This is a genomic window from Corallococcus terminator, from assembly GCF_049194865.1.
In the GTDB taxonomy this organism is placed as follows: domain Bacteria; phylum Myxococcota; class Myxococcia; order Myxococcales; family Myxococcaceae; genus Myxococcus; species Myxococcus terminator_A.
This window is the reverse complement of sequence record NZ_JBLZWL010000052.1, coordinates 1-22,792: the sequence shown is the minus strand read 5'-3', so window position 1 is coordinate 22,792 and position 22,792 is coordinate 1. Positions and strand designations below refer to the sequence as shown.

Below are 22,792 nucleotides of genomic sequence, written 5' to 3'. Positions count from 1 at the left end.
CCATGTCCAACTACCGCATCCGTTCTGGCGACACCCTCTCCGGCCTCGCGGCCCGCTTCGGCACCACGGTCGAGAAGCTGGCGCGCGACAACAACATCTCGAACCCGAACCTCATCTACACGGGCAACAACCTGAGCATCGGGCACTCCACGCGCGACACGTTCGACGCGGGCGGGAAGAACCGGGGTGTGCGTGGCGGGACGGACGTGGGCGGTCCGACGGGAGTGGGCCCCAGCAACGCGTCGAACAAGATGCAGCGTCTGGCGGAGGCGGCCCGCGCGGCGGCGATGGGCATGGGCGGCTACAACAGCCAGGGCCTCTGCGCCACGGGCGTGAGCCGGGCCATCAGCAACGCGCTGGGCATTGGCGTGTCGGGCAACGGCAACCAGATTGACAACAACCTGCCTCGCGACAAGTTCAAGCAGGTGGACATGACGCTGGAGGAGGCGCTGAAGATTCCGGGCCTCGTCCTCACGTGGGAGAGCACCTCCTCGCGGCTGGGCAGCATCTACGGCCACACGGCCGTCACCCTCGGCGATGGCCACTCCTCCGCGAGCGACTTCATCGAGCGCAACACGACCAACAGCGGTCGCACGGGCTTCAAGGTCTTCATGCCCATCGAGTAGCGCTCGCTACACGGAAGCGCTCCCAGAAGCCCCTGGCCCCGAGATGGGACCAGGGGTTTCGTCGTTTTTCAGCCCCGGTGCCTGGCAATGATTGCCGCCGCCGCATCCGGGTGGCTCTTGCACTCGAGCAACGCGCTGAGAATCAGCGGGGCGACGATGGTGGCATCCGACTCGATGACGAACATCGGCGTCGTCTCCGTCAGCTTGTCCCAGGTGATTTTCTCGTTGGGCGTGGCCCCCGAGTACGAGCCATAGGACGTCGTCGAGTCGCTGATCTGGCAGAAGTACGCCCACGGCTTCACGGGCTTCTGCAAATCGTACTTCGTCGAGGGGACGACGCAGATGGGGAAGTCGCCGGCGATACCGCCGCCAATCTGGAAGAAGCCCACCCCGTGGCCCGAGGAGAGCTCTTCGTAGCGGTCATAGAAGTCGGCCATGTACTCGATGCCGGACTTGACGATGCTCGCGCTGCACTCGCCCATCTTCACGTAGGAAGCGAAGATGTTGCCGAACGTCGAGTCCTCGTAGCCCGGAACGACGATGGGCAGCTTGCGCCGCGCCGCCTCCAGCAGCCAGCAGGCCTCCGGGTCACCCTCGAACACCGAGGGGTCGATGGCCTGGATGAACTCGTAGAAGTACTCGTGCCAGAAGCGCCGCTCGCCGCGCTCCGTCGCGCGCTTCCACATCGGGACGACGAGCTTCTCCACCGCGCGGAACGCCTCGTCCTCCGGGATGCTCGTGTCCGTGACTCGCCGCATCCGCTGCTCGAGGATTCGCGTGTCGTCCTGCTTGGTGAAGTAGCGATACTCGGGGAAGTCCTTGTACGCCGAGTGCGCGACGAGCCGGAAGAGCGACTCCTCCAGGTTGGCGCCCGTCACCGACAGGCCATGAATCAGCCCCGCCCGGATGGCGGGCGCGAGGGTGATGCCGAGCTGCGCCGAAGACATCGCGCCCGCGACGCTCCAGAACATGCGGCCGCCCTTCGCGACGTGCTCCCAGTACGACAGGAGCGCATCGCGCGTCGCGCGGGCGTTGAAGTTCTTGTAGTTCGTGAGGACGAACTCCAGGACGGGAGTTTCGGATGCGGGCATGCGGGCCTCCAGCAACGACGTGGTCGAGGCTCGGGCGGCGCCATTCGAGCAAAAGCCACCCGAGGACACCCTACGGTCACGACGAAACGTCGGACCGCCATCGGAGCGTCAAGTGGCTGCCGGCTGGCTACCACGCGGGGCCACGCGCGGCCACGGCATTTCACGAGGCCTGGTCACCTGGGCCCACCGCCGCCTGGCCGGCAGGCGGACACCGCGCATGCGCCCTACCCCTCGGACCAGGCCTCCACTTCGCTCGCCGCCGCGCGCGCGAGCTTCGCCGCGGCCGAGGGGTCCACCCGCGCGGTGACGAGCACGCCGATGACGGACCCCACCAGCAGTTCCACGCGCCGGGCCACCGTCTTCCTGGGAATCACGCCCGCCCGTGCCGCCGCGTCGAGGGACTTCGTCAGGTGCCCATGCAAGAGGGCCCGGTAGTCCTCCACCGCGCGATGGGCCTCGGCGTCATGCGGGGCCAGCTCCGTGGCCGTGTTGACGAGCAGGCACCCCCGCCGCGTCAGCGTCGGCGGCGCGGTGCCCATCGTCGTCGCGAGCGACTCGAAGTACGTCGTCACCTGCGCGAGCCCCGCGGGGCTCGTGGCGAACACGGTCAGCCGGGGCGCAATCACCTCCTGGAGGTACAGCGCCACCGCCCGCGCGAACAGCGCCCGCTTGCTCTCGAACGCCTGGTACAGGCTGGAGCGGTTCAGCCCCGTGGCGGACTCCAGGTCCGCCAACGACGTGGCCTCGTAGCCCCGAGACCAGAACACCCCCAGCGCCTTGCGCACCGCCTCCGTCTCGTCGAACGCACGCGTCCGCGCCACGTCACCCTCCTTGACAATTCTGGACCGACCGTTTCAATATGAATTCGGAACCGATTGGTCCAGAATACCGGAATCCCGGAGGGGAGTCATCATGTCGTCACTGGCGCAGGTCTTCGCGGTCATCGCAGCGCTCATCCACGTGTTGTTCTTCGTGATGGAGAGCGTCGTCTTCTCGAAGCCGAAGGTGTGGAAGCGCTTCGGGCTGAAGTCGCAGGCGGACGCGGACGTGGTGAAGCCGATGGCGCTGAACCAGGGCTTCTACAACCTGTTCCTCGCGCTGGGCGTGCTGGTGGGAGTGGTGCTGGTGCACACGGACGCGGTCGCCTCCGGTGTGGCGGCCGTCGTGTTCGGCTGCGCGTGCATGGTGCTGGCGGCGCTGGTGCTCGTGTCGAGCAACCGCCACTTCCTCAAGGCCAGCCTCGTCCAGGGTGCGCTGCCGCTGCTGGCCATCGCGCTGGTGGTGGTGCAGTCACGCGGGTGAGACCACGAGGCGCTCCGGGGAAGCGCCCCGTGGGTGCGTCACGTCAGCGCCTCAGGGCAGCTTCACCTCGATGAACGCCAGGGGGGTGCCGCCATTGGTCCAGGAGAGGGCCTGCGCACAGCGTTATTTCCCACGGACAATCCCTGGCATTTCTCCCGCCAACGCAAGACGTCGCCCATGCCAGGGTTTGCAGGGACCCGGGGGAAAGCCCCCGGGTCCAGCGCCCCGCGACTACTGCACCGGGCTCACATCCACGTCGACGATGCGCGGCTCCTCGGTGTGCGTGGTGCCAGTGCCGGCGGCCATCGACGCGCCCACCTCCAGCGTCAGCGCCCATTCACCCGTGGCGAGCTGGGTGGGCACGTACTTCCAGTAGAGCCGCACGGCGCCCGTGGTCTCGCCCTCGGCCACCAGGGCCGCGCGGGCGCGCTCCTGGATGTCCGCCGTGCTCAGCCGCGTGCGCAGCAGGTGGCCGGTCCGGGCCAGGGGCGGCCAGGAGATGAGCGCGCGCTGGAAGGTGCCATCCACGCCATGGGACACCACCGCGCGGTGACCCTCCACGCGGATGCCGTTGATGGCGCGCATCACGAAGGTCTTGTAGCGGTGGAGCTCCGGCACCGCGGCGACGCCGGGCTGCTCCGTCTCCAGATAGGACTTCACCTGGAGCACCGGCCCTATCTCCGAAGTAGGGATGCCCCAGCGCTGCAGCCGGGCGATGGCGGTGCGCTGCATCACCGCGGGCACCTGCTCCACGGCGGGGCCGCTGCCGAGCTTGTTCATCACCAGCACCTGCCCCTCGGACGCGTCGTTCTCCAGCGTCCAGGTGCTCGACTCGAGGTCCCGGCGAGAGCCGAGCTGCGCCGTCGTGGTGAAGGTCTCGGTCGTGCCAACCAGGGCACCCTGCAGCACCGAGTCATTGAACGCGGTGCGAGGGAGCAGGTCGGTGGGGATGCCTCCGGTGGGCGGCGTGGCGATGAGCGTGGTGTCGAAGACGAAGCCCGTGGTCGTGGCGGATGCAGCCTGCGTCTCGGTGTCCACGGGCTCGACGACGGGGACGGCGCTGTCACAGCCGAGCATGGCGGTGAGTGGAAGGGCGGTCAGGAAGCGGATGAGTTGGGTCTTCATGGCGTTTCGTTCTCTCTGAACAGGGTCGAAAGGGGCGGTGGTCAATCCGGCAGCTTCTGGCCGCCGGAGGGGTCACAACCGCCCACGTAGAAGATGGAGGAGGCGACCTTGGCGCCGGTGTTGTGGCGGTCCTTCCAGCCCCCCGACTCGAACATCGCGACCCGCTTCGCCTTCGTGTCGCCGAAGACGATGGACACGGGGCAGTCGTCGTTGTCCTTGCCGATGTCCCGGTCGTACGCCTCGTCGATCCAGTTCTCCCCCACGCCCGTCGTCTTGGAGTGGGCCACGTAGCGCTTCACGTAGCGCTTCACGAAGTTGCCGCACGACGAGTTGCCGTGGAAGGCGTTCCACATGGTGAATTGACTGGTGCTCGTCACGAGCGAGGTGCGGTAGCCGCCCTGCTTCCAGACCTGGTAGTCGCCGGACTGGCAGGCCTTGACGACGGCGATGTTCAGCTTCCCGTTGCCCAGGCTCATGTGGACATCGGTGATGGCCGAGCACGAGTCCGCGTTGCTCCCCATCACCAGCCAGCTCTGGAGGGCCGACTCGTTGTGGCCGCCATGCGTGTGGACGAAGAGGACATCCGCGTCGTCCACGCCCGCGTTGGCCTGGGTGTCCTTCGCGTTCGCCGCGCTCCCCTTCGACGCATCCGTCCAGAGGTCCGCGCGCGCGCTGGTGTTGTTGAGCGTGCGGACGTCCGTCCACTGTCCCGCGTTCACGAGCGAGGTGAAGTAGCTGGCGAACTCCCCCGCCGTCTTCGTGTGGACGGAGTGCGATTCGGCGCTGCACTGCCCGCTCGCCGCGCCGTTGAAGTTCGCGATGCCGTAGACATGCGTCTCATTCGCCAGCGCCGCCGCGGGCAGGAGCAACGCCCCCGTGAGGGTCGCGCTCGTCCACTGCCTGGTTTGCTTCCGGAGCTTCATGGTCCTGCTCTCCCCCCCGTGCGGGGTGTCGTTGGTGGGCCTGTCACAGCGGGAGGGGCGCACACGGTCCGTCGTGCGTTCTCCGGCCTCGGCTCATCAACGAAAGTCGCGGGGAATTCCCCTCACCGCGTCCGGGAAAGGCCTTCCACATCGACGGGGTGCGGGGTGCGGTGACACGATGCACGGCTCGAACGCCACCCGGAAAGGTCGTGGGCTATGTCGGCGCAGTATGACCAGATTGGAGAGAAGATCGCGGACTGGGACGTGCTGCCGGTGCGCTCGGAGTACATCGAGGGCTGCACCTTCTTCAAGGTGCTGGGCTCGGTGGTGGGGAAGGACGTCCTGGACCTGGCCTGTGGCGACGGGCTCTACACGCGACAGCTCCAGGCGCGAGGCGCCCGGCGCGTGGTCGGCGTCGACATCTCCGAGGAGATGATTCGCGTCGCGCGGCGACAGGAAGAGGAGAGACCGCAAGGCATCGAGTACCACGTCTGCGACGTCGCCGACCTGCCCCCGCTGGGCACCTTCGACCTGGTGACGGCCGTCTATCTGCTGCACTACGCGAACTCTCCCGAGCACATGCTGCGCATGTGCCGGAACATCCATTCCCACCTGAAGCCGGGGGGCAGCTTCGTCACCTACTCCTTCAACCCGGAGTTCAGCGCGAAGGGCCCCAACAGCACGCGCTACGGCATCACCATGCTGGACTTCTCCGAGTCGCCACGAGACGGACAGAAGATCTCCGCGGAGCTGCACACGCAGACGCCCTTCACCATCCACTTCTCCTACTGGAGCCGGGCCACGTACGAGCAGGCCCTCCGCGAGGCGGGCTTCCACACTCTCACCTGGACGCGCCCCGAGTGCTCCCCCGAGGGAATCGCCCGATACGGCCGGGAATTCTGGCAGGACTATCTGGACAACCCGCACGCGGTGGCGCTGCGCTGCGAGCGGTGAGCCCCACCGCACAGGAAGGAACGGCACGCATGTCGCCCCTCTATTTCGTCCTGCGCGTGGAGGATCCCGAGGAGGGCACCCGCGCCCGGCTTCACTACAAGCGCGACCAGCCCTTGCGCAGCTGGATGACCGGAGTGGCCTTCACTTCCCCCCCGCCCACGCCCATCCCCCTGGAGCTGCGCGGAACGGATGAGGACGGGTGGGTGCTGGGAGATTTGTGGCTGACGCCCCTCTGCGTGATGTCCCATCGCCTGCATGCGGTGCTGACTCAGGCGGGAGTGGACAACCTCGCCACCTACCCCGCCATCCTGAGAGACCCCGTGACGGACACGGAGCACGCCGACTTCGTCGCCTTCAATCTGGTGGGCAAGCGTCCGAAGGCCGACCCGGGCGGAGCCCTGTTGTTCCGCTTGGAGGAGGCAGTGAATGTCATCGTGATTCACGACACGCTCCGCCGCGCGATTGAAGAGGCGGGCATCGACACCTTGACCTTCCTCGAGCCCGAGGACTTCACCGGCTGAGCCGGACTCCCCGAAGTCCGGCGAATTCACAGACATCTCGGCTGAGGGGCGCAGGTGGCTTCGGGCTCGCGCGGAGAGCCACCTGTGATAGCGGACGTCTTCACTTCGTCCTTCTCCTGGAGCCCCTCATGAAGCGCCTGTGTCTCACGTCCCTGCTCGTCCTGTTCGTCAGCGCCTGTACCTCCGGGGGGCGCGACAAGATGAACGCCGAGGAGTACATGGACGCGAGTGTCTCCATGTGGAACGTCACGATGTCCACGTCGGAGCCCTGGCTGACCGGCAAGCGCGCCGAGGGGTTCTCCAAGGACCTCCAGAGCCGCAAGAACATGGGGCGCTACAAGACGGAGCTGAGCAAGCTCCACGGGCTGGTGTCGAGCCACCTGGCGGCCACGCAGAAGTACCCCATCCCCGAGGACGCCACCGAGCTGCAGGCCCGGCTCATTGACTGCCTGAACAGCCACATCGCGTTCTTCGCGACGATGCAGCAGGTCGCGGCCCTGCCGGACGGCTTCACCGACGCGCAGCTCGAGCCGCTGGGCGCGCAGCTCGACCGCGATGCCCTGGAGATCTCCACGCGGATGGACGAGCTGGACAAGGCCCAGAAGGCCTACGCGAAGAAGCACGGCATCCGGCTGAACGAAGTCAGCCACTGACTCGCACGGGGCACGGCCTCGCGTGCTTCGTGACGGTGGTGCGTCGAGGAGTCCCGCACGTTCGAGCCGGGACTCCTCGACAGCCGTCAACCGGGGGCGCTTCGCTCAGTTCGCGAAGCGGTCCTCGAAGGTGGCGAGCTGCCCCTCCAGCCGCCACTGCAGCGCGGCGCGCTTGTGCGTGCCGAGGTAGCCCTGGCAGGTGGAGGACGGACTGGCCGCGCCAGCCACGTCCTGGGCACAGGCCGGGACGCGCTTGGAGAAGTCATCGCGCTGGGCCCAGAGGCTGTCTCCCTCCACGAAGGCGTGCTCCATGCTGGCGCGCGCCAGCTGCTTGAGCGTCTTGTAGTCGAGCCCCTGGACGGTGGCGGCGGCGATGTACTCCTGGGTGATGTCTCCGCGGAGGATGCCGGAGTCGTCGGTCGCCAGCGTCACCGGCACCTTCTCCACGAGGTACGTGGAGAGGGGGTGGTCGGTGCCCTTGATGCCGAGCAGGACGTTGTTGGAGGACAGGCAGATCTCCACCAGGACGCCCGCCTCGTGCATGTCGCGCAGGAGCGCCTCGACGCCCTCCCCGTCCGTCTCGTCCAGCACGTCCACGCCGTGGCCGATTCGCTCCGCGTGGGCCAGCTTGACGGCGTTGCGGATGTGGAAGCGCAGGTGGCCCTGGTCCTCGGGCTTGAGCACCTCCGGAATCAGCTCGCCCGCGTGCAGGGAGACGTGGACCTCCTTGCGGCCGGCCGTCTTGTCGTTGTGGTCATCCAACGTGCCCAGGGCGAACATCTCGTCGTTGTAGTAGGCGAGCGAGTTCGGGTGCTCCTCGGGTGACACCAGGTTGACGCCGACGATCTCCGGCACGCGCTGGGCCAGCTCGAAGGCATACACCCACTGGCCGAAGACGTTGGCCCGCTCCGCCGTGCGGTTGGCGGAGACGAGCAGGCGCACCTCCACGCCACAGCCCGGGTCCGCCTGGGGCGTGCCGCACTGGAGCAGCTGCCGGCTGCCGCTCAGGGTGCTGGCGATGCTGCTGGCCTGACGCTCCAGGGCCGCCTGGAAGTCCGGCAGGGCGATGAGCAGCTCGCGCTTCGCCAGCAGCGTCGGGGCATCCCAGACATCCGTGGCGGAGAACAGCGGCACGGCGAGCCTGCCGCCGGTGCTGGCGCCGAAGCCCTGCATCAGCTCCACGTACACCTGATTGTGCTGGCCGGCGCGGGAGATGATGTCCGCGTAGCTGTCGTCATTGCGCGCGTCGGTCTGCACCGCGCCGTACTTGCCGAAGGCATCGAAGAAGTGCTGATGCGCGGCGAGCAGGGGGCCGGAGAACCCCTCCATGGACCAGGCACCCATCACCGCTGTATAGAGGGCGCGGTCCGTCCCGGTGTTGGACAGGGGCGTGGCGCCCTGCTCACAGGGATTGCTCGCCACATAGGTGGTGGGGTTGACGCAGGCGCCGTCCTCGGCGCCCCACTGGATGAGCTTCTCCGTGGTGATGGCGCCGGAGGTGTGGCTGTGCAGGTCACCGCCCTTGGGCATGTCGCGCAGGAAGGCGGCGAGCGCGGTGGGGTTCGCGCGCAGGGACTCCATGTGCTCCTGGGTCAGGTCCTCGGCGGGCCGCTCGACGGGCGGATCCTCGTCGTCCTTGCACGCACTCAGGCCCAGCGCCACCGTGACAACGAATAGAGAAAGCTTGCTCATAGGGGGGTACTCACCGGCGAAAGGCCTGGTGAGAGTCCTTTCTTGAAGGTGGCGAACCCTAACCGATGCCATCTCCTGGAGTTCCCTGTTTCGCACTGAGATTGCCCCAGGAGGCACTTTTCGACGGTGACCCGCTCCCTTTCTCCCATTCCAAGACGACAGGAACACTCTCTCCGGGTCACGCCGACGACGGACGCTGACCTCGAGGGGCAGGGCTTCGTGCATTTTTACACGAAGAGAGGTTCCAGCAGGATTCAATCACAAACACCCAGGACATAACGATGTCGCCTTCTCAATTTTTCCTGGCCCGTGCGTATGACTCTGGGGCTCGTCGACGGGCCTCGCACCCACACAGGAGTGTCACGATGAACAGTCGTTCCGCCGCGCTGTTGCTCGGTCTCGTGTGCCTCATCGCCGTGCCCCAGGACGCCTTTGCCCAGTCAGAAGAGGGGCCCTTCTTCAGCAAGGCGCATCTGGTGGGCTACTGGGAGGGCGACACCGGTAGCTCCGCCATCGAGATCTCCCTCAATGCCTTCACCGCCTATACGCGGATCGGCTTCGGCCCTGCCTACCGCAGGGACTACTTCAGGTGTCAGGACGGCCTCATCCGGTCCGATTGCAACCAACTCCAGGGCCCCTTCGTCGTGAGCTGGCAGCTCAGCGGCTACCTGAACGCGTCGCCGGGCGCGAACCACCTGAACGTCACGTTGGACGGAAGCAGCTTCATGATTGGCTTCGGTCCGCTCTTCGGCACCTACCACTACCGGACCTGCTATGGCGACACGAGCCCGTTTGGCTATGGCGTCAACAGCTACATCGCGATGCAGTCCGGCTCGAACATCTACGGGCCGGTCCCCGGCCTGGCGTGTCTGCCTCGACTGTAGTCTCGTAGGAGAAAGCGCTCGGAGCCCAGCGGCATGGGCTCCGAGCGCCTGGATGAACTCGGGCCTGTCGAACCGCTATCGAGCGAGCCGTCCAGCCCCCCAGGTCTTCGTCACTTCGACGGGCGCACGACACGCGCTCGCGACGGAGCACGTCGGCTCTCGCGGCGACGCAACACCCGCCACAGCACCACGGCCGCCACGACGAAGACCACCGCCGCCAGCAACACCGGCCAGAAGACCTCCAACATGATGAGCAGGAGGACCGGCCACGAATAGACCTCCAGGTCGTCCTCGGAGGACGCACGAGCCGGGAGGGCGGTCAGCACAGCGGTGAGACATCCGACGACAACGGCCCCATTCACGTTTCGCAGGAGGGCCCGGGTGCAGACCTCTCTCGCAATGCCAAGACACCGCATGACGCTCCCTCAGTGGATGAGCCCTGAGTCTGCGTTCATTGACCCTGCAACTCAAACATTCTAAGAAGTCCAGGATCCGCCCGAGGTGCCCATGAAGGCGCGTCGGGGGCCCCCTCAAGGCACGAGGCACCACGCGATGTTGACGGAGACGGGCGAGTCCACCCGCAGAGGCATCACCGCGCTGAACGACCTCGACCGGGCGATGAGGCGTGGACCACCCCGTTCGATGATGTGGCGCTCGCTGTTGACGGGCCCCCTGCTCCTGAGCCTGGCCGCCTGTGGGAGCAAGCCGGCGCCCGAGGTGGAGCCCGCCGTGTGCGAGGAGCCGACGGAAGCGAAGGTGAGCGGCTTCACGCAGTGCGGGCCGACGAGCGACCTCACGCCCATCAACAGCTACCGGGGCGAGTTCTCCGATCTCCCGGGCACCGAGGACGCGGTCGTCCTGCTCGACGGACGTTGCACCGGAACGTTGATCGCCGCGAGCGCGGGGCCGGTGGTGCTCACCGCGGGGCACTGCGTGGGACTCGGGGACCGGTCGCTGGCGGTCTTCAACTACGAGGACCAGCCGGACGGGGAGGAGTTCATCGTCGAGGGCACCGTCATCGAGCAGTCGATGGAGCCTGACTACGCGCTCATCCGGCTCGATGTGCTCCCCGCCGCCATTCCCCCGCTGCTGTTGACGACCCGAAGCAGCGAGCGGCTGGCCATCATCCAGCACCCCCGAGGCCGACCCAAGGCTATCGCCGAGGGCAGCTACCTCGACTCGTGCAACCGGCTTGTCTACTACAAGGACCTGGACACGCTGGTCGGGACTTCAGGCGCTGGCATACTCACCCGCCAGGGACACGTGCTGGGCGTCCACACCGACGGCGACTGCGATACGTCCGGCAAGGGCGCCAACAGGGGCTGGACGGCGGAAGCGATTGTCGAGGTGTCTGAGTATCTGCAGGGCACGGACATCGCCGACCGCTGATGGGGAGTGTGACGCGCGAAGCCATGTCAACGCGGCTGAACACAGCCGCGCGGGTGCATGTCACGGCGCAAGTATTCCCGCCGGAGTGAGGGACTTGGGACCCTGAGCTGTCTGAATGGGTGCCCCGCGAATTTCGCGGGGTGCTCACCTCGAAAGGTCCCCCATGACAGTCACCCTTCGCTCGCTCCGGGCGCCGCTGGCCATCGTCCTCCTCCAGCTCCTCTCCGGTTGCGAGGACTCCCCCTCCCCTTCGACTCCCGACGCGGGGCCCTATGTCTGGGATGGGACGTACACGGAGCTTGAGGACCATGGGGACTGGGAGGATCCAGGCTCGCTCGCCCCCTGCTCCTCCAGCGCGGTCTACGCGCAGGAGGGAGCCTGCGAGGACCTGTCGCACTTCGACCTGTCACAGTGTGATTCGCAGGCCCTCTCCTCCATTCCACCGGAGGGCATCTACCTGGCCGACGGCCGAGGCGAGCGACACTTCGACGACGGCGGCGTGCGCATCACCAGCCTCCCCATCGGCTTCCTGCTCAATGAGGACGGCGGCACGATGTTCGACCAGCCCCTCCGGCGCAAGGAGACCCAGGGAGGGCGCTTCTCCATCACCGGCCACCTGCCCCGCTCGGACCTCACCGTCGCCGTGCAGGGCTGCAAGGCGCCCTCGCCGAACGTCATCACCGGCTGCTTCGCCTACTGCCGGCGGGGGAGGCTCAGCCTCAAGGGCACCTTCGAGGCACACCGGGTCGCCCTGTCGACCGGGGAGCCCGAGTCCTCGGGTGGCCTCCAGCTCGTCTCCGAGCGCTTCGTTCCGGTGGGGCTGCCCGCGGACCTCTACGTCGCCAAGGGCCACGCCTACGTCGTCTCCCTGCCGGACAAGGGCCGGGCCGGCGGGCTCACCGTCATCGACGTGAGGAACCCCACCACCCCCGTCGTCACGGCGTCCATCACCCTGCCCGAGGACAACTCCTGGAACGGGGTCTGGGCCAAGGGCGATGCCCTCTACGTGGCCAGCAACGGCACGGGCCCCATCGTCTACGACATCTCCAACCCCGCCCTCCCCACGTTCGTGAAGAGCCTGCCGACGGGGGACTTCGGCGCGCACACGGTGCTCGTCGACAATGACCGGCTCTACGCCATGGTCCCCAATACCGGCACCCACGTCTATGATTTGACGGAGCCCCTCAATCCCATCCTGCGCACCATCATCTCCCTGCCCGAGGACGCGGAGCTGGGCGGTCCGCATGATGCCTTCGCGTACGAGAACCGCCTGTACATCAGCAGCTCCTTCGGCGGCTACTCGGTGGTGGACGTCACCGACCTGGACAACGTCAGCCGCCTGGGCCGCTACGAACGCACCATGGACGAATACGCGCACCACAGCGCGGTGGGCACCTTCGGCGGAAAGACCATCGCCTTCGAGGGTGGCGAGTTCAACGCCTCTCACGTGCGCGTGCTGGACGTCACCAACCCGTCCCGCATCGTGAAGATTGGCGAGTTCCGCATGCGCCGCATCACGTCCATGCACAACCTCATCCTGCGCGGAAACCTCCTCTACGTGGCCTGGTACCACGAAGGGCTGCGCGTGCTGGACGTGTCCAACCCCACCAAACCCAGACAGGTGGCGCACCACCACACCTTCCGCGAGAGCGACCCGTTCCGGGGTGACAGCATCTTCGAGGGCGCCTTCGGCGTCCGCATCCCCGGCGACGGCTACGTGTACGTCGCCGACTCGTCGCGAGGCCTGCTCATCTTCAACGAACTGTAGGGGCCGGAGGAGCGTCAGGCCCGGGCACGTGAGACGCCCGGGCTGACGCTCCGCGGGCTCGGCTCAGTTGACGAGCAGGACCTTGCCCGCGCCACCCTTCTCGGCGTGCTTCTGGGCTTCCTTCGCCTCATCCAGCTTGAAGGTCTTGCCGATGGGGATGTGCAGCTCGCCCTTCGCAACGCTCTCTCCCAGCTGCGCGAGCCGGCGGCCGTCCGGGTGCGAGAGGAAGCTGCTCACCTGGAGGCCCTTCTCCTTCGCCCCCTTCGGCTCTCCCACCACGCTGCACACGAGTCCGCCGCGCTTCACCTTGTCCAGCACCGCCGTCACGGCCTCGCCGCCCACCGTGTCCGCCACGGCGTCCAGCGTGGGCAGCTTCGCGACGTCGCTCGGATCATCCAGCGCGACGACGCCATCCGCGCCGAGCTTCCGCGCCTCTTCCACCTGCGCGGCCCGCACGCCGGCCCAGACCTTCACGCCTCGCGCCTTCGCCGCGAACAGGGCGGCGCGACCCACCGCACCCACCGCGCCGGTGATGAGCACCGTGGTCCCCTTGGCGGGCTTCAGCTGCTCTTCAATCATCTGCACGCCCGTCAGCGTCACCAGCGGCAGCGCGGCGGCGTCCTTCAGCTCCAGCGAGTCGGGCACCTTGGCCCATACGTCAGCGGGGGCGACCACCGTCTGCGCATAGCCCGCGGACACCAGGCCCATCACCCGGTCACCCTGCTTGAAGTCCTTCACGCCTGGCCCCACCTCGACGACCTCACCGGAGACGTCTCTCCCCAGGACGGTGGGGAACTTCACCGGCATCACGTCCTTCATGTCGCCCCGACGGATCTTCCAGTCCACCGGGTTGATGCTCGCGGCGGTGACGCGCACCTTCACCTCTCCCGGGCCCACCTTCGGCTCGGGCAGCTCCTGCACGACGAGGTTGTCCACGTCCCCATACGCCTTCAGCACGACTGCTTTCATGGGTGTCTCCCTGAAGGAAGCGGCAAGAAGCGCGCTCCCGCAACGGAGCAACGATAAGTACCGACGGAGGGAGCGCCATCGGTCGCGACCGCCTGCCTCCCTGGCCCCTCCTCACGAAGGAGCCCGTGCGTGCAGCCACCCGCTCCGGCGCCCGTCCCCAGCCGTGCCGGTGGACCCCGTGGGCAGCCATCTCCACATTCAAGGAGTCCTCCCCATGACGAAATCCTCGCCGTCGCAAACACCCAGCCGTGCCTCTGGAGTCCTGCTTCCCGGCTTCGCCGCACTGCCTGTCGTGGCCGTGGAGCAACCGCTGGGGGATGGGCGCACCTTCGTCATCCTTCATCCCGCGCCGAGCAAGGTCCGAGGCACCCGACTGACCGTGATGAGCTTCAACATCCTGCTCGGTGGACTGCGCCGCCAGGCGCTGCTGGACTACTTCGCTCGACTGGAAGAAACGGGCCGGATGCCAGACATCATCGGCCTTCAAGAAGCCAACCTCTCCATCGCCACGCTGCTGGCGTCGCGCTTCGGATTCCACCTGGCCTACTTCGGCCAGGATGACTGCCATGGCAGCCGGCGCATCAACGGCAAGGCGTACCTCAGTCATCATCCCCTGCGAGACGCGGCCCACTTCACGTACACGGTGACCGACGAGGAGCGCCGCGACGCCATCTCACGACAGGGCAAGCCGGGCGACCTGCTCGAGGACCGCGGTGTGCTGTGGATGCGAGCGGAGGTGTGGGGAGTGCCCGTGCTCTTCTACAACGTGCACCATGCGCTGGCGGACTCGGGCATCAACACGCGGGACCTCCATCAGCTCAACTTGCTGCTGCGCCGGAGAGAGTGGCCCCTCGCCGTGGTGCTGGGCGACTTCAACGCGGACACCTCGCTCATCAAGGGCCACGCGTGGGAGCTCATGGAGTCCCTGCGGACCTGCCGAGGCAGTGCAACGGCGGAGCGCGCGGCGCCCAGGTACGGCAACCCGGAGTCCACCGTAGGAGGCGTGAACGTGGGCACCATCGTGGATCCTCGCCTGCTGCGCGAACTCCAGATGATGGAGCAGGAGCTGCCGGAGACCCTGGCCCACACCAGCGACCCTCGCACGCGCCTGGAGGGTGACCTGGTGATGACCCCTCGGCAGGCCATCGCCGAGCTGCACTCCGGCGCCGTGGGCCCCCAGAGCGGTCACTGGCGGCACCTGCGGGACATCGCGGACAGTGCCACGCTCGCATCGTTGGCGGACACGAACGGAAGGCTGGTGATCCCCGGCAAGCGCTTCGACAACCTCTACGCGAGCCCCGGACTGGAACCCATCCTCATGGAGGTGGACCGCAGCACCCAGGCCTCCGACCATCCCCCCGTCATCGCGCACTACCTGCCGCGCGGGGCGCCCCAAGGCGGCGCCAACGCCTGACCTGCGCCTACCGGCGGAATCGTGGCTCAGAGCAGTCGACAGTGCGGCCCACGGCACGGTGGCGGCCCAGGCGAAGCGCGGCGAGCCGGTCCGCGAGGTCCTGGGCCAGGGCCACCATCGTCAGGGTGGGATTCCAGGAGCCGCCTGTCGGCCAGAGTCCTCCGCCCGTGACGTAGACATTGGAGACGCCACGGGGACGGTAGTCCGGGTCCACCACGGCCTCCTCGTCTTCACCCATCCACAGGGTGGAAGCCTCATGCACCAGGCCGGGCATCCGGCGATGCTCGAGGGCGGGGCGGCCACGGGCCCAGTCGCCGTCGCTCGGCGTTCCATTCCAGTACTCCACTCCCGCCGCGCCCCGGGGCGACAGGACGCGCTCCACGAGCTGGAAGGCCGCTTCGTCCATCGTGTCCCAGGTCGCGTGGTCGGTGTCATTGGCCAGGATCTGGAGCGTTACGTTGTCGGGGGGCTCCGCCTGCTTGTCGTGGCGCAGCCAGTTCTCACGGTTCCGGTAGTCCAGCTCGCCCAACGCCGCGCAGGTGAAGACGATGTGGTCCTGGGAGCCGGTCAACTGTCGAGCCGACGCCGTCGCAATCAAGTCGGGCATGTACTTGGCCGCCCTGGGGGAGTTGCGCACGGGTTCCCGGTCGGAGAGCGCCGAGAGCTGGATGTGGTACTGCATGCCCGTCTGTTCGTCCACGCCGGCCAGGTAGTGAGCGGCGAGCTCCATCTCCTCCAGGCTGTCGGCGAAGGCGAAGTCCTCGCGGAGCATCCGGGCGAGCACGAAGGAGACGAAGTGCGCCGAGTAGCGCACGCCCGCGCTCCGGACCTGGGGGAACGAGTTCATGATCAAGGTGGTGGGCGGCAAGGTGCCCATCGCGAGGATGACCTTCGCGTGGCCCAGGCGGAGCAGGCCTCGCGACGTCTCGAGCGCCGTCGCCACACCGTCCTGCTGTCGCACGCGTGTGACAGTGCAGTCCGTCATGATCTTCAGCGGACTGCCCTCGCCCGTCTCGGAGAGCTTCGCCTGATGGCTGGCGATTTCGAGCAGGGGGGCGGGCGTGGAGAACTTCGCGAAGTCGAGGTCCTCCTGGTCACTGGTGTTGACCGAGAGCGGAGCAGGGAGGACACGGGTCGCGGAATCAACGCGGTCCAGGCGCGCGGCGAGCAGGGACTGAAGCTCCCGCTGCATGACGCCATAGGTGGGCCGATGCCTGGACAGCTTCTCCCGCGTCGCCGGCTCCAGGTCGGAGTCGAGCTGGTCCGCGGGAACGACGTGGAGGAGCCGCTCCGCGTCGGTCAGGTTCGCCTCGATGGCACGAACCGTCTCAGCGGGCCAGGAGGCGAGCTCCGAGCGAAGGGGGCGAGGGCTCCAGCTGCTCCACATGGTGCTGCGACCGCCGAAGAACGACACCATCCCATGCTGGAAGCCGATATTCCCGGGCGGCTGAGCCACGGTCCGCGCGGACAGGGTCCAGGGATAGGTTTCAACCAACTGTCCTCGGACCTGCTGATAGGGAATGGGCAGGTTCTGCACATGGTCAGGCAGGAAGAAAGGCCCCTGCTCGAGCATCAGGATGCGACCATGCGGGTCATGCCGGAGGGTTCGTTCGGCGAAAGCCAGTCCACAGGGACCGCTGCCGATGACGACGTAGTCACAGGCCTCCGATCCACACTCCAAGCGCCAGTCTTCCTCCGTGAGGAAGAAGACGGAGTCCATGAGGCTCCCAGGTGCGAGGGTGGGAGGTCCTGGTCTGGGAAATCCATGGTGGGAGTCAGTCGAGGACAAGATGGCGCTCCGATTCACGGTACGCCTCGAAGGTAGAGACAGAGGTTGCGCGATGCTCGCCAGCCAGTCTGGGTGCGGCGATGGCCATGCGCATCGACAGCATTTGAGACAACCTCAGGAGGCGAGCCCGCGGTGTCACGGCCGTAAGGGAAAGCCTGGATTGTCACGGAACAATGGTGTGTCCGAGACAGGCTGTCACGGTGGACGCTGCTGTCATCGCTGGGGTATTCAGCCGCCCTTCATCTTCGCGGAGCCGTGCATGTTCATCATCTCTGGGAGTACGCCGAAGCAGCAGGAGCTCGGCGAGCAACGTGCACCCTGCCCCGACTGCCACCAGGAGACGGCCCAACGGCTCCAGCGTCACTACCGGGTGATTCACGTCTTCTGGTTCCCCCTCTTCTCGCTGGGAACGAAGTACACGCGCGTCTGCGGACGCTGCAACCTGCACACGGAGGTGCCGGAGCAGCAGGTCGGCCCCGTACCCGTGGCGCCGCTGATGCACCGCATGGGCGGACTCTTTCCCATCGCCGCGCTGACGTTCTGCTGCGTCGGAGCCCCCCTGGTCAGCACCGCGGTCGCCCTCGTCTCGGGAGAGTCGAGCAGCTCCGCCCAGGAGCAGCAGCCAGGCAGGCACGGCTTCGACCAGCGCTTCGAGGCCCAGGCCGAGGACCTGGCCGTGGAGGCGACGATTCAGTCCGAGGTGGAGGCGATGGGCCACCAGTCGATGTCGGTCTCCGCCCGCTCCGCCTCCGTGAAGGAGCACTTCATCCGGGTCATCTCCGCGAAGTCCAACCGCCTCAAGAAGGTAAGCGATGGAGACCGCATCCGGCTGCTGGAGCTGATGGAGGCGGAAGCGGACAAGAGCTTCGCCAACGACGAGGTCTTCCTCGGCCTGCGAGGCAAGATTCTCTGGGGTGGGTATTCCCACCGCGACCCCGGTGGAAAGTGGCGACGCGTCGTGGACGGCACCACCGCGAGCCCCATGGTCGATGCCTTCGAGGCGCTCCTCGCGAGGGAGGCCGCGCTGCCACCCACGGCGCCGGATGCGGTTCCCACCCCCGAGCCCACGGCGGCGCCTTCGGTGGTGGACGACACGGCGCGGTGAGCACCAAGGGCCTCACGGGCCTGGGCACTCCCTGTGTCAGCGCGCCTGCCGGACTTCCTTGGCGGGCGCCTCCAGTGTGTCGAGGAACGCGAGGATGCGGCGGGCACACCCCTCCGGGTCCTCCAGCGGAAACAGGTGCCCGCCGGGGAACTCCTCGAGCTGGGCCCCCGGAACGACCTTCCGAGCGTGAGCAAAGGCCGAAGCCGCGAGCGTCCGGGTGTCACGGCCTCGCACGATGAGGGTGGGCACTGAGATGGAGCGCAGCGAGCTCCACAGGCCCTCCGGCGTCGTCTCGAAGACGCGGGCCTCCCAGGCGCGAGGGATGGTCAGCTTGAAGCCGCCCTCCGCCGCCTCCGTGAGTCCATACGTGAGGTAGTCCTGGAAGCAGTCCGGGTCGAAGCTCTGGAACAGGGGCTTCTTGCCATAGCTCGCGGCGGCCTCCTCGCGAGAGCGCCAGTGCTCGCGACGACGGCGCGCCAGACTCGCGGGAGGCACTCGACTTCGCTGGCCCAGCAGCGTCAGCACGTCGAGCACCAGCTTGCGCATCCCCGAGAACAACACAGGGTCCAACGTGACGATGGCGCGAAAGAGGCCCGGCTCCTTCACGGACGCCAGCAGCGTCGCCACACCGCCCATGCTGTGGCCCACGCCGATGACGTCCTTCAGTCCGGCGGCTCGAAGAGCCTGGGCCAGCTCGTCCGCCATGTCGTTCCACGTCCGCATGGACAGGGGGTCCGAGCCCGGGACGAGGCAGCGGCTCCGCACCGTGACGACGTGGTAGCGCGTCTTCAAGACTTCGATGAGCTTGCGGTAGGTGCCCGGCGGAAAGCCGTTGGCATGCGCCAGGTGCAACACGGGGCCGGTGCCGCCCCAGTCATCCAGTTGAAGGGCCTCGCTCATGGCCCCTTCCGGATACCGCGAACCGCGCCCGCTGTCTCGCGCCCCGGACGAGCAGACCGGGTGCAAGGCACTTCCAGTCAGGGCGACCCGCCGTCCCGTGACGGCCGGAGGCCCCATCACCCGTGGATGGCTTCAACGCCACTGCGGATGGGCCAGCACGCGGGCCTCGACCTCGGGCGTCAACGTCGCCCCATGCGGCGCGCGGGACGATGAGCGCGTCCAGCGCTCCAGCCACCGCGTGCCGAGCGGAGCCGCCAGCGATTCACGTCGCGTGGAGGCCACCGTCGTCTCGCCCTTCGTCCCCGTGGACGCGCCCGCGCCCACGAAGAAGCCCGCGAGAAGCAGCGTCACCCGCGTGGGCGTCGCCGCGCTGTAGGTCAACAGCAGCGCGCCCTCCCCGTCCTCGCGGCAGTGGCGACGCACGCGCGCGAGCACGCCCTCGGTCCACATGTCCGGGTTCGACGCGGGGGAGAACGGATCGAAATACACCAGGTCCGCCACCGGCAGCGCCCCGTCCAGGTACGGCACCGCGTCCCCCAGGTGCAGCCGCCAGCGCAGGCCCGCCTCTTCCCAGACACCGTCGCGCATCAGCGTTTCCGCCGCCTCGCGAAACGGCTGCAGGAACGGGAAGCCCGCCGCGTCCGCCAATGCCAGCCGCAGCGGCGCCAGGTCCACCTCGAAGCTGATGACCTCCAGCGTCCGGCGACGAGCGGCCCCCAGCTCCCGCGCGCACGTCAGCGCCGCCACCGCGTTGGTGGCGGCCCCCAGGCCCACGTCGTGGATGACGAGCGGAGGGCCCTCCTGGGAGAGCCGCTCCCCGAGCCGGGGCTGCTCCACGTAGAGGCCCAGGGCCTCCTTCCACGGGCCCACCGAGGGGTGCATCACCTCGCCATGGCCCAGGTGCCGCACCGCGCGCGACCCGTTGCGCAGCGTGACGAGCTCGAAGTCCCCGTCGCGCGGGTTGCCCTCGTCGCTCACCCGACCTCCTTCAACGTCACCTCGTTCGCGCTCGCCCCTTCCTTCAGGTCCTTGGGCGTGGCGATGGCCACCTTCAGCTCGCGCGCCACCTGCTCGTAGGTGCCGGACAGAATCCCCGCGCGGATGCGGCCCATCAGCCGCTGGTAGTGCCACACGTTGTGCACCGAAAGGAAGCGCGAGCCCAGGTGGTGCTTGCCGCGCATCAGGTGGTGGAGATAGCCGCGCGTGTAGCGCTTGCACACGTAGCATTCACACTCGACGTCGAGCGGCTCGTCCGCCAGCCGGAACACGTTGCGGGTGATGCGCACCAGGCCCTGGAAGGTGTACGCGTAGCCCTGCTGCGCCATCTTCGTGGGGATGATGCAGTCGAACATGTCCACGCCGCGCAGCACCGCCTCGATGAGGTCCGTCGGCGTGCCCACGCCCATCAGGTAGCGCGGCTTGTCCGTCGGCAGCGACGCGGTGGTGCGCAACGTCATCGACTCGCGCTCCGCCTTCGTCTCGCCCACCGCCAGTCCGCCAATGGCGAACCCGTCGAAGGGCAGCTTCGTCAGGAACTCCGCGCTCTCGTCGCGCAGGTTCGGGAAGACGCCGCCCTGGACGATGCCGAACATCGCCTGCCCCGTGTCCACCTTGTCCTTCGCCGCCAGGCTGCGCACCGCCCACCGGTGCGTGCGCTCCATCGCGTCGCGCGTGCCCGCCTCGTCCGTGCGCGAGTCGATGCACACGTCCAACACCATCATGATTTCGGAGTTGATGGCCTGCTGCATGGCGATGCTCGACTCGGGGCTGAGCAGCTGCCGGCTGTTGTCGTAGAAGCTGCGGAAGTGCGCGCCCTTCTCCGTGATGAGCCGGTCCTCCGGCAGGGAGAAGATTTGAAAGCCGCCCGAGTCGGTCAGCACGCCCCCATCCCACTGCATGAAGGGATGGATGCCACCAAAGCGCTTGAAGACCTCCGCGCCCGGCCGGAGCATCAGGTGGTAGGTGTTCGCCAGCAGGATGCTGGCCCCCGTCTCCTTCACCTCCTCCATGGCCAGATGCCGGAAGGCGGCGTGCGTGGCCACCGGCATGAACATGGGCGTGGGGAAGGCTCCGCGCCGGGTGTGAAGCACTCCGGCGCGAGCGCCGGTGGGGTCGGTGGTGACGAGCTCGAAACGAACGGCCATGGGCGGGGGCTTATACCCGTCATCCCGGCCCCACGGTCCACCCGTGTTGCCCGTCCCCCCACCGGCCGGCCGGGCAGAGCCACAAGAGCCCGCCATTTCAGGGCATTTTTCGTTGTCTGCCGGGCGTTCAATGCGGTCACCGCGAGACGGATGGAATGCGATTCCACGCTTCCTTGGCCGCTCCGCGTCAATTCCGCTACAACGCGCCCGCCATGTTCAACGTCATCAACGTCTCCAAGGCCTACGGGCCCAAGAAGCTTTTCGAGGAGGTCAACGTCACCTTCTCCCCGGGCCGCCGCTACGGCCTGACCGGCCCCAACGGCGCTGGCAAGTCCACGTTCATGAAGATCCTCGCCGGAGACGAGGAAGCCGACATGGGCAACATCGTCCGGCCGCGCAAGCTGGGCATCCTCCGCCAGGACCACTTCCGCTACGAGGAGGACCGCGTCCTCGACGTGGTGCTCATGGGCAACCTGCCCCTGTGGGCGGCCATGTCGGAGAAGAACAAGCTCCTGGCCAAGTCGGACATCACCGATGAGGACGGCAACCGGCTGGGCGAGCTGGAAGGCGTCATCGCCGAGGAGGATGGCTACTCGGCGGAGAGCGACGCGGCCACGCTGCTGGCGGGCCTCGGCATCGAGGAGGCCTTCCATGAGGGCCCCATGCGGCAGCTCACCGGCGGCCTCAAGCTGCGCGTGCTGCTCGCCCAGGCGCTGTTCGGCAAGCCCGAGGGGCTGCTGCTCGACGAGCCCACGAACAACCTCGATATCGACTCCATCCGCTGGCTGGAGAACTTCCTGCACGAGTACGAGGGCGTGCTCATCACCATCAGCCACGACCGGCACTTCCTCAACTCCATCTGCACGCACATCGCAGACATCGATTACGAGGCCATCATCCAGTACAACGGTGGCTACGACGACATGGTGCGGCAGAAGTCCCAGCTGCGCACGCGCGTGGAGTCCGAGACGGAGGAGAAGAAGAAGAAGATCCTCCAGCTCCAGGACTTCGTGGCGCGCTTCCACGCCGGCACCCGCGCCTCGCAGGTGCAGAGCCGCATCAAGCAGATCGACAAGCTGAAGTCGGATGACCTCAAGCGCTCCAACATCGCGCGCCCGTTCATCCGCTTCGACCAGAAGGTCGTCAGCGGCAAGCAGACGCTCATGGTGGAGGGCATCAGCAAGTCCTTCGATGGCACGCCTGTCATCCGCCCCTTCAACGCGCTGGTGTGCAAGGGCGAGCGCGTCTGCGTCATCGGCCGCAACGGCGTGGGCAAGTCCACCCTGGTGAGGATGCTCGCCGGCCAGCTGGAGCCGGACGCGGGCAAGATTGGCTGGGGCCACCAGGCCACCGTCGGCTACCTGCCGCAGGACCACCACGGCGTCGTGCGCAAGGGCACCACCTGCTTCGGCTGGCTGCGCGACCTGCACGACAAGCTCACCAACGAGGAGATTTCCGGCGTGCTCGGCCGGATGCTCTTCTCCGGTGAGGAGCGGATGAAGAACACCGACACCCTCTCCGGTGGTGAGACGGTGCGCCTGCT

General features: G+C 67.5%; 22 protein-coding genes. 11 read left to right on the top strand and 11 right to left on the bottom strand.

The features are described from left to right. The first annotated feature begins 2 nt into the window (after nucleotides 1-2). Complete coding sequence (locus tag ACN469_RS17620) at nucleotides 3-626, top strand: LysM peptidoglycan-binding domain-containing protein (protein ID WP_498769389.1); 624 nt, start codon at nucleotides 3-5, stop codon at nucleotides 624-626. A 68-nt stretch (nucleotides 627-694) separates the two neighbouring features. Here ACN469_RS17620 and ACN469_RS17615 read toward each other — a convergent pair whose 3' ends face one another. Then, nucleotides 695-1,717 (bottom strand): deoxyhypusine synthase family protein, encoded by a 1,023-nt coding sequence (locus tag ACN469_RS17615; RefSeq protein ID WP_498769387.1) that lies wholly within the window; start codon nucleotides 1,715-1,717, stop codon nucleotides 695-697. Nucleotides 1,718-1,941: 224 nt separating this feature from the next. Next, nucleotides 1,942-2,538 (bottom strand): TetR/AcrR family transcriptional regulator, encoded by a 597-nt coding sequence (locus ACN469_RS17610; RefSeq protein ID WP_498769385.1) that lies wholly within the window; start codon nucleotides 2,536-2,538, stop codon nucleotides 1,942-1,944. Between the two features lie 91 nt (nucleotides 2,539-2,629). On the opposite strand from ACN469_RS17610, the gene ACN469_RS17605 reads away from it, so the two are divergent. Next, on the top strand, nucleotides 2,630-3,019 hold the full coding sequence (locus ACN469_RS17605; RefSeq protein WP_498769383.1) for a DUF1304 domain-containing protein: 390 nt from the start codon (nucleotides 2,630-2,632) through the stop codon (nucleotides 3,017-3,019). A 231-nt stretch (nucleotides 3,020-3,250) separates the two neighbouring features. Here the strand turns inward: ACN469_RS17605 and ACN469_RS17600 are convergent, their stop codons facing one another. Both ACN469_RS17600 and ACN469_RS17595 read right to left on the bottom strand, forming a co-directional pair. Further along, nucleotides 3,251-4,144: a hypothetical protein gene (locus tag ACN469_RS17600; RefSeq protein ID WP_498769381.1), complete on the bottom strand. Its 894-nt coding sequence runs from the start codon at nucleotides 4,142-4,144 to the stop codon at nucleotides 3,251-3,253. Nucleotides 4,145-4,185: 41 nt separating this feature from the next. Further along, nucleotides 4,186-5,067 carry a hypothetical protein gene (locus ACN469_RS17595; protein WP_498769379.1) on the bottom strand — a complete coding sequence of 294 codons (882 nt, stop codon included), beginning with the start codon at nucleotides 5,065-5,067 and terminating at the stop codon, nucleotides 4,186-4,188. 216 nt (nucleotides 5,068-5,283) lie between these two features. Here ACN469_RS17595 and ACN469_RS17590 point away from each other — a divergent pair, with 216 nt between their 5' ends. The 3 genes from ACN469_RS17590 (at nucleotide 5,284) to ACN469_RS17580 (ending at nucleotide 7,195) form a co-directional block, all read left to right on the top strand. Further along, nucleotides 5,284-6,021: a class I SAM-dependent methyltransferase gene (locus ACN469_RS17590; RefSeq protein WP_498769378.1), complete on the top strand. Its 738-nt coding sequence runs from the start codon at nucleotides 5,284-5,286 to the stop codon at nucleotides 6,019-6,021. A 29-nt stretch (nucleotides 6,022-6,050) separates the two neighbouring features. Beyond that, nucleotides 6,051-6,542 (top strand): hypothetical protein, encoded by a 492-nt coding sequence (locus ACN469_RS17585; RefSeq protein ID WP_498769377.1) that lies wholly within the window; start codon nucleotides 6,051-6,053, stop codon nucleotides 6,540-6,542. A 128-nt stretch (nucleotides 6,543-6,670) separates the two neighbouring features. Beyond that, on the top strand, nucleotides 6,671-7,195 hold the full coding sequence (locus ACN469_RS17580; protein WP_498769375.1) for a hypothetical protein: 525 nt from the start codon (nucleotides 6,671-6,673) through the stop codon (nucleotides 7,193-7,195). Between the two features lie 105 nt (nucleotides 7,196-7,300). Here the strand turns inward: ACN469_RS17580 and ACN469_RS17575 are convergent, their stop codons facing one another. Next, on the bottom strand, nucleotides 7,301-8,887 hold the full coding sequence (locus tag ACN469_RS17575; RefSeq protein ID WP_498769373.1) for an adenosine deaminase: 1,587 nt from the start codon (nucleotides 8,885-8,887) through the stop codon (nucleotides 7,301-7,303). A 365-nt stretch (nucleotides 8,888-9,252) separates the two neighbouring features. Between ACN469_RS17575 and ACN469_RS17570 the strand changes: the two genes are divergently transcribed. Continuing rightward, nucleotides 9,253-9,771, top strand: a complete 519-nt coding sequence (locus ACN469_RS17570; RefSeq protein ID WP_498769371.1) for a hypothetical protein — start codon at nucleotides 9,253-9,255, stop codon at nucleotides 9,769-9,771. 110 nt (nucleotides 9,772-9,881) lie between these two features. Here ACN469_RS17570 and ACN469_RS17565 read toward each other — a convergent pair whose 3' ends face one another. Continuing rightward, nucleotides 9,882-10,097 carry a hypothetical protein gene (locus ACN469_RS17565; protein ID WP_498769369.1) on the bottom strand — a complete coding sequence of 72 codons (216 nt, stop codon included), beginning with the start codon at nucleotides 10,095-10,097 and terminating at the stop codon, nucleotides 9,882-9,884. Between the two features lie 226 nt (nucleotides 10,098-10,323). On the opposite strand from ACN469_RS17565, the gene ACN469_RS17560 reads away from it, so the two are divergent. Beyond that, on the top strand, nucleotides 10,324-11,160 hold the full coding sequence (locus tag ACN469_RS17560) for a trypsin-like serine peptidase (RefSeq protein WP_498769367.1): 837 nt from the start codon (nucleotides 10,324-10,326) through the stop codon (nucleotides 11,158-11,160). Between the two features lie 163 nt (nucleotides 11,161-11,323). Next, complete coding sequence (locus ACN469_RS17555; RefSeq protein ID WP_498769365.1) at nucleotides 11,324-12,928, top strand: LVIVD repeat-containing protein; 1,605 nt, start codon at nucleotides 11,324-11,326, stop codon at nucleotides 12,926-12,928. A gap of 63 nt (nucleotides 12,929-12,991) precedes the next feature. Here ACN469_RS17555 and ACN469_RS17550 read toward each other — a convergent pair whose 3' ends face one another. Further along, nucleotides 12,992-13,897 carry an NADP-dependent oxidoreductase gene (locus ACN469_RS17550; RefSeq protein WP_498769364.1) on the bottom strand — a complete coding sequence of 302 codons (906 nt, stop codon included), beginning with the start codon at nucleotides 13,895-13,897 and terminating at the stop codon, nucleotides 12,992-12,994. Between the two features lie 214 nt (nucleotides 13,898-14,111). On the opposite strand from ACN469_RS17550, the gene ACN469_RS17545 reads away from it, so the two are divergent. Further along, on the top strand, nucleotides 14,112-15,311 hold the full coding sequence (locus tag ACN469_RS17545; RefSeq protein WP_498769362.1) for an endonuclease/exonuclease/phosphatase family protein: 1,200 nt from the start codon (nucleotides 14,112-14,114) through the stop codon (nucleotides 15,309-15,311). Nucleotides 15,312-15,318: 7 nt separating this feature from the next. Here the strand turns inward: ACN469_RS17545 and ACN469_RS17540 are convergent, their stop codons facing one another. Further along, the gene (locus ACN469_RS17540) at nucleotides 15,319-17,031 is read right to left on the bottom strand and encodes a GMC oxidoreductase (RefSeq protein ID WP_498769360.1); all 1,713 of its coding nucleotides are present in this window, start codon (nucleotides 17,029-17,031) and stop codon (nucleotides 15,319-15,321) included. A 328-nt stretch (nucleotides 17,032-17,359) separates the two neighbouring features. On the opposite strand from ACN469_RS17540, the gene ACN469_RS17535 reads away from it, so the two are divergent. After that, entirely contained in the window at nucleotides 17,360-18,205 is an 846-nt protein-coding gene (locus ACN469_RS17535) for a hypothetical protein (RefSeq protein WP_498769358.1), read from the top strand. Nucleotides 18,206-18,241: 36 nt separating this feature from the next. Here ACN469_RS17535 and ACN469_RS17530 read toward each other — a convergent pair whose 3' ends face one another. From ACN469_RS17530 to tgt, 3 genes are all read right to left on the bottom strand, one after another. After that, nucleotides 18,242-19,105, bottom strand: coding sequence for an alpha/beta fold hydrolase (locus ACN469_RS17530; RefSeq protein ID WP_498769356.1), 864 nt, complete (start codon nucleotides 19,103-19,105; stop codon nucleotides 18,242-18,244). A gap of 132 nt (nucleotides 19,106-19,237) precedes the next feature. Continuing rightward, on the bottom strand, nucleotides 19,238-20,083 hold the full coding sequence (locus ACN469_RS17525; protein WP_498769354.1) for an MnmC family methyltransferase: 846 nt from the start codon (nucleotides 20,081-20,083) through the stop codon (nucleotides 19,238-19,240). Further along, the gene (gene tgt / locus ACN469_RS17520) at nucleotides 20,080-21,249 is read right to left on the bottom strand and encodes a tRNA guanosine(34) transglycosylase Tgt (RefSeq protein ID WP_498769352.1); all 1,170 of its coding nucleotides are present in this window, start codon (nucleotides 21,247-21,249) and stop codon (nucleotides 20,080-20,082) included. Before tgt ends, ACN469_RS17525 begins: the two co-directional genes overlap by 4 nt. A 212-nt stretch (nucleotides 21,250-21,461) precedes the next feature. Here tgt and ACN469_RS17515 point away from each other — a divergent pair. Continuing rightward, the coding region (locus tag ACN469_RS17515; protein WP_498769451.1) for an ABC-F family ATP-binding cassette domain-containing protein at nucleotides 21,462-22,792 on the top strand (1,331 nt) is incomplete at its 3' end.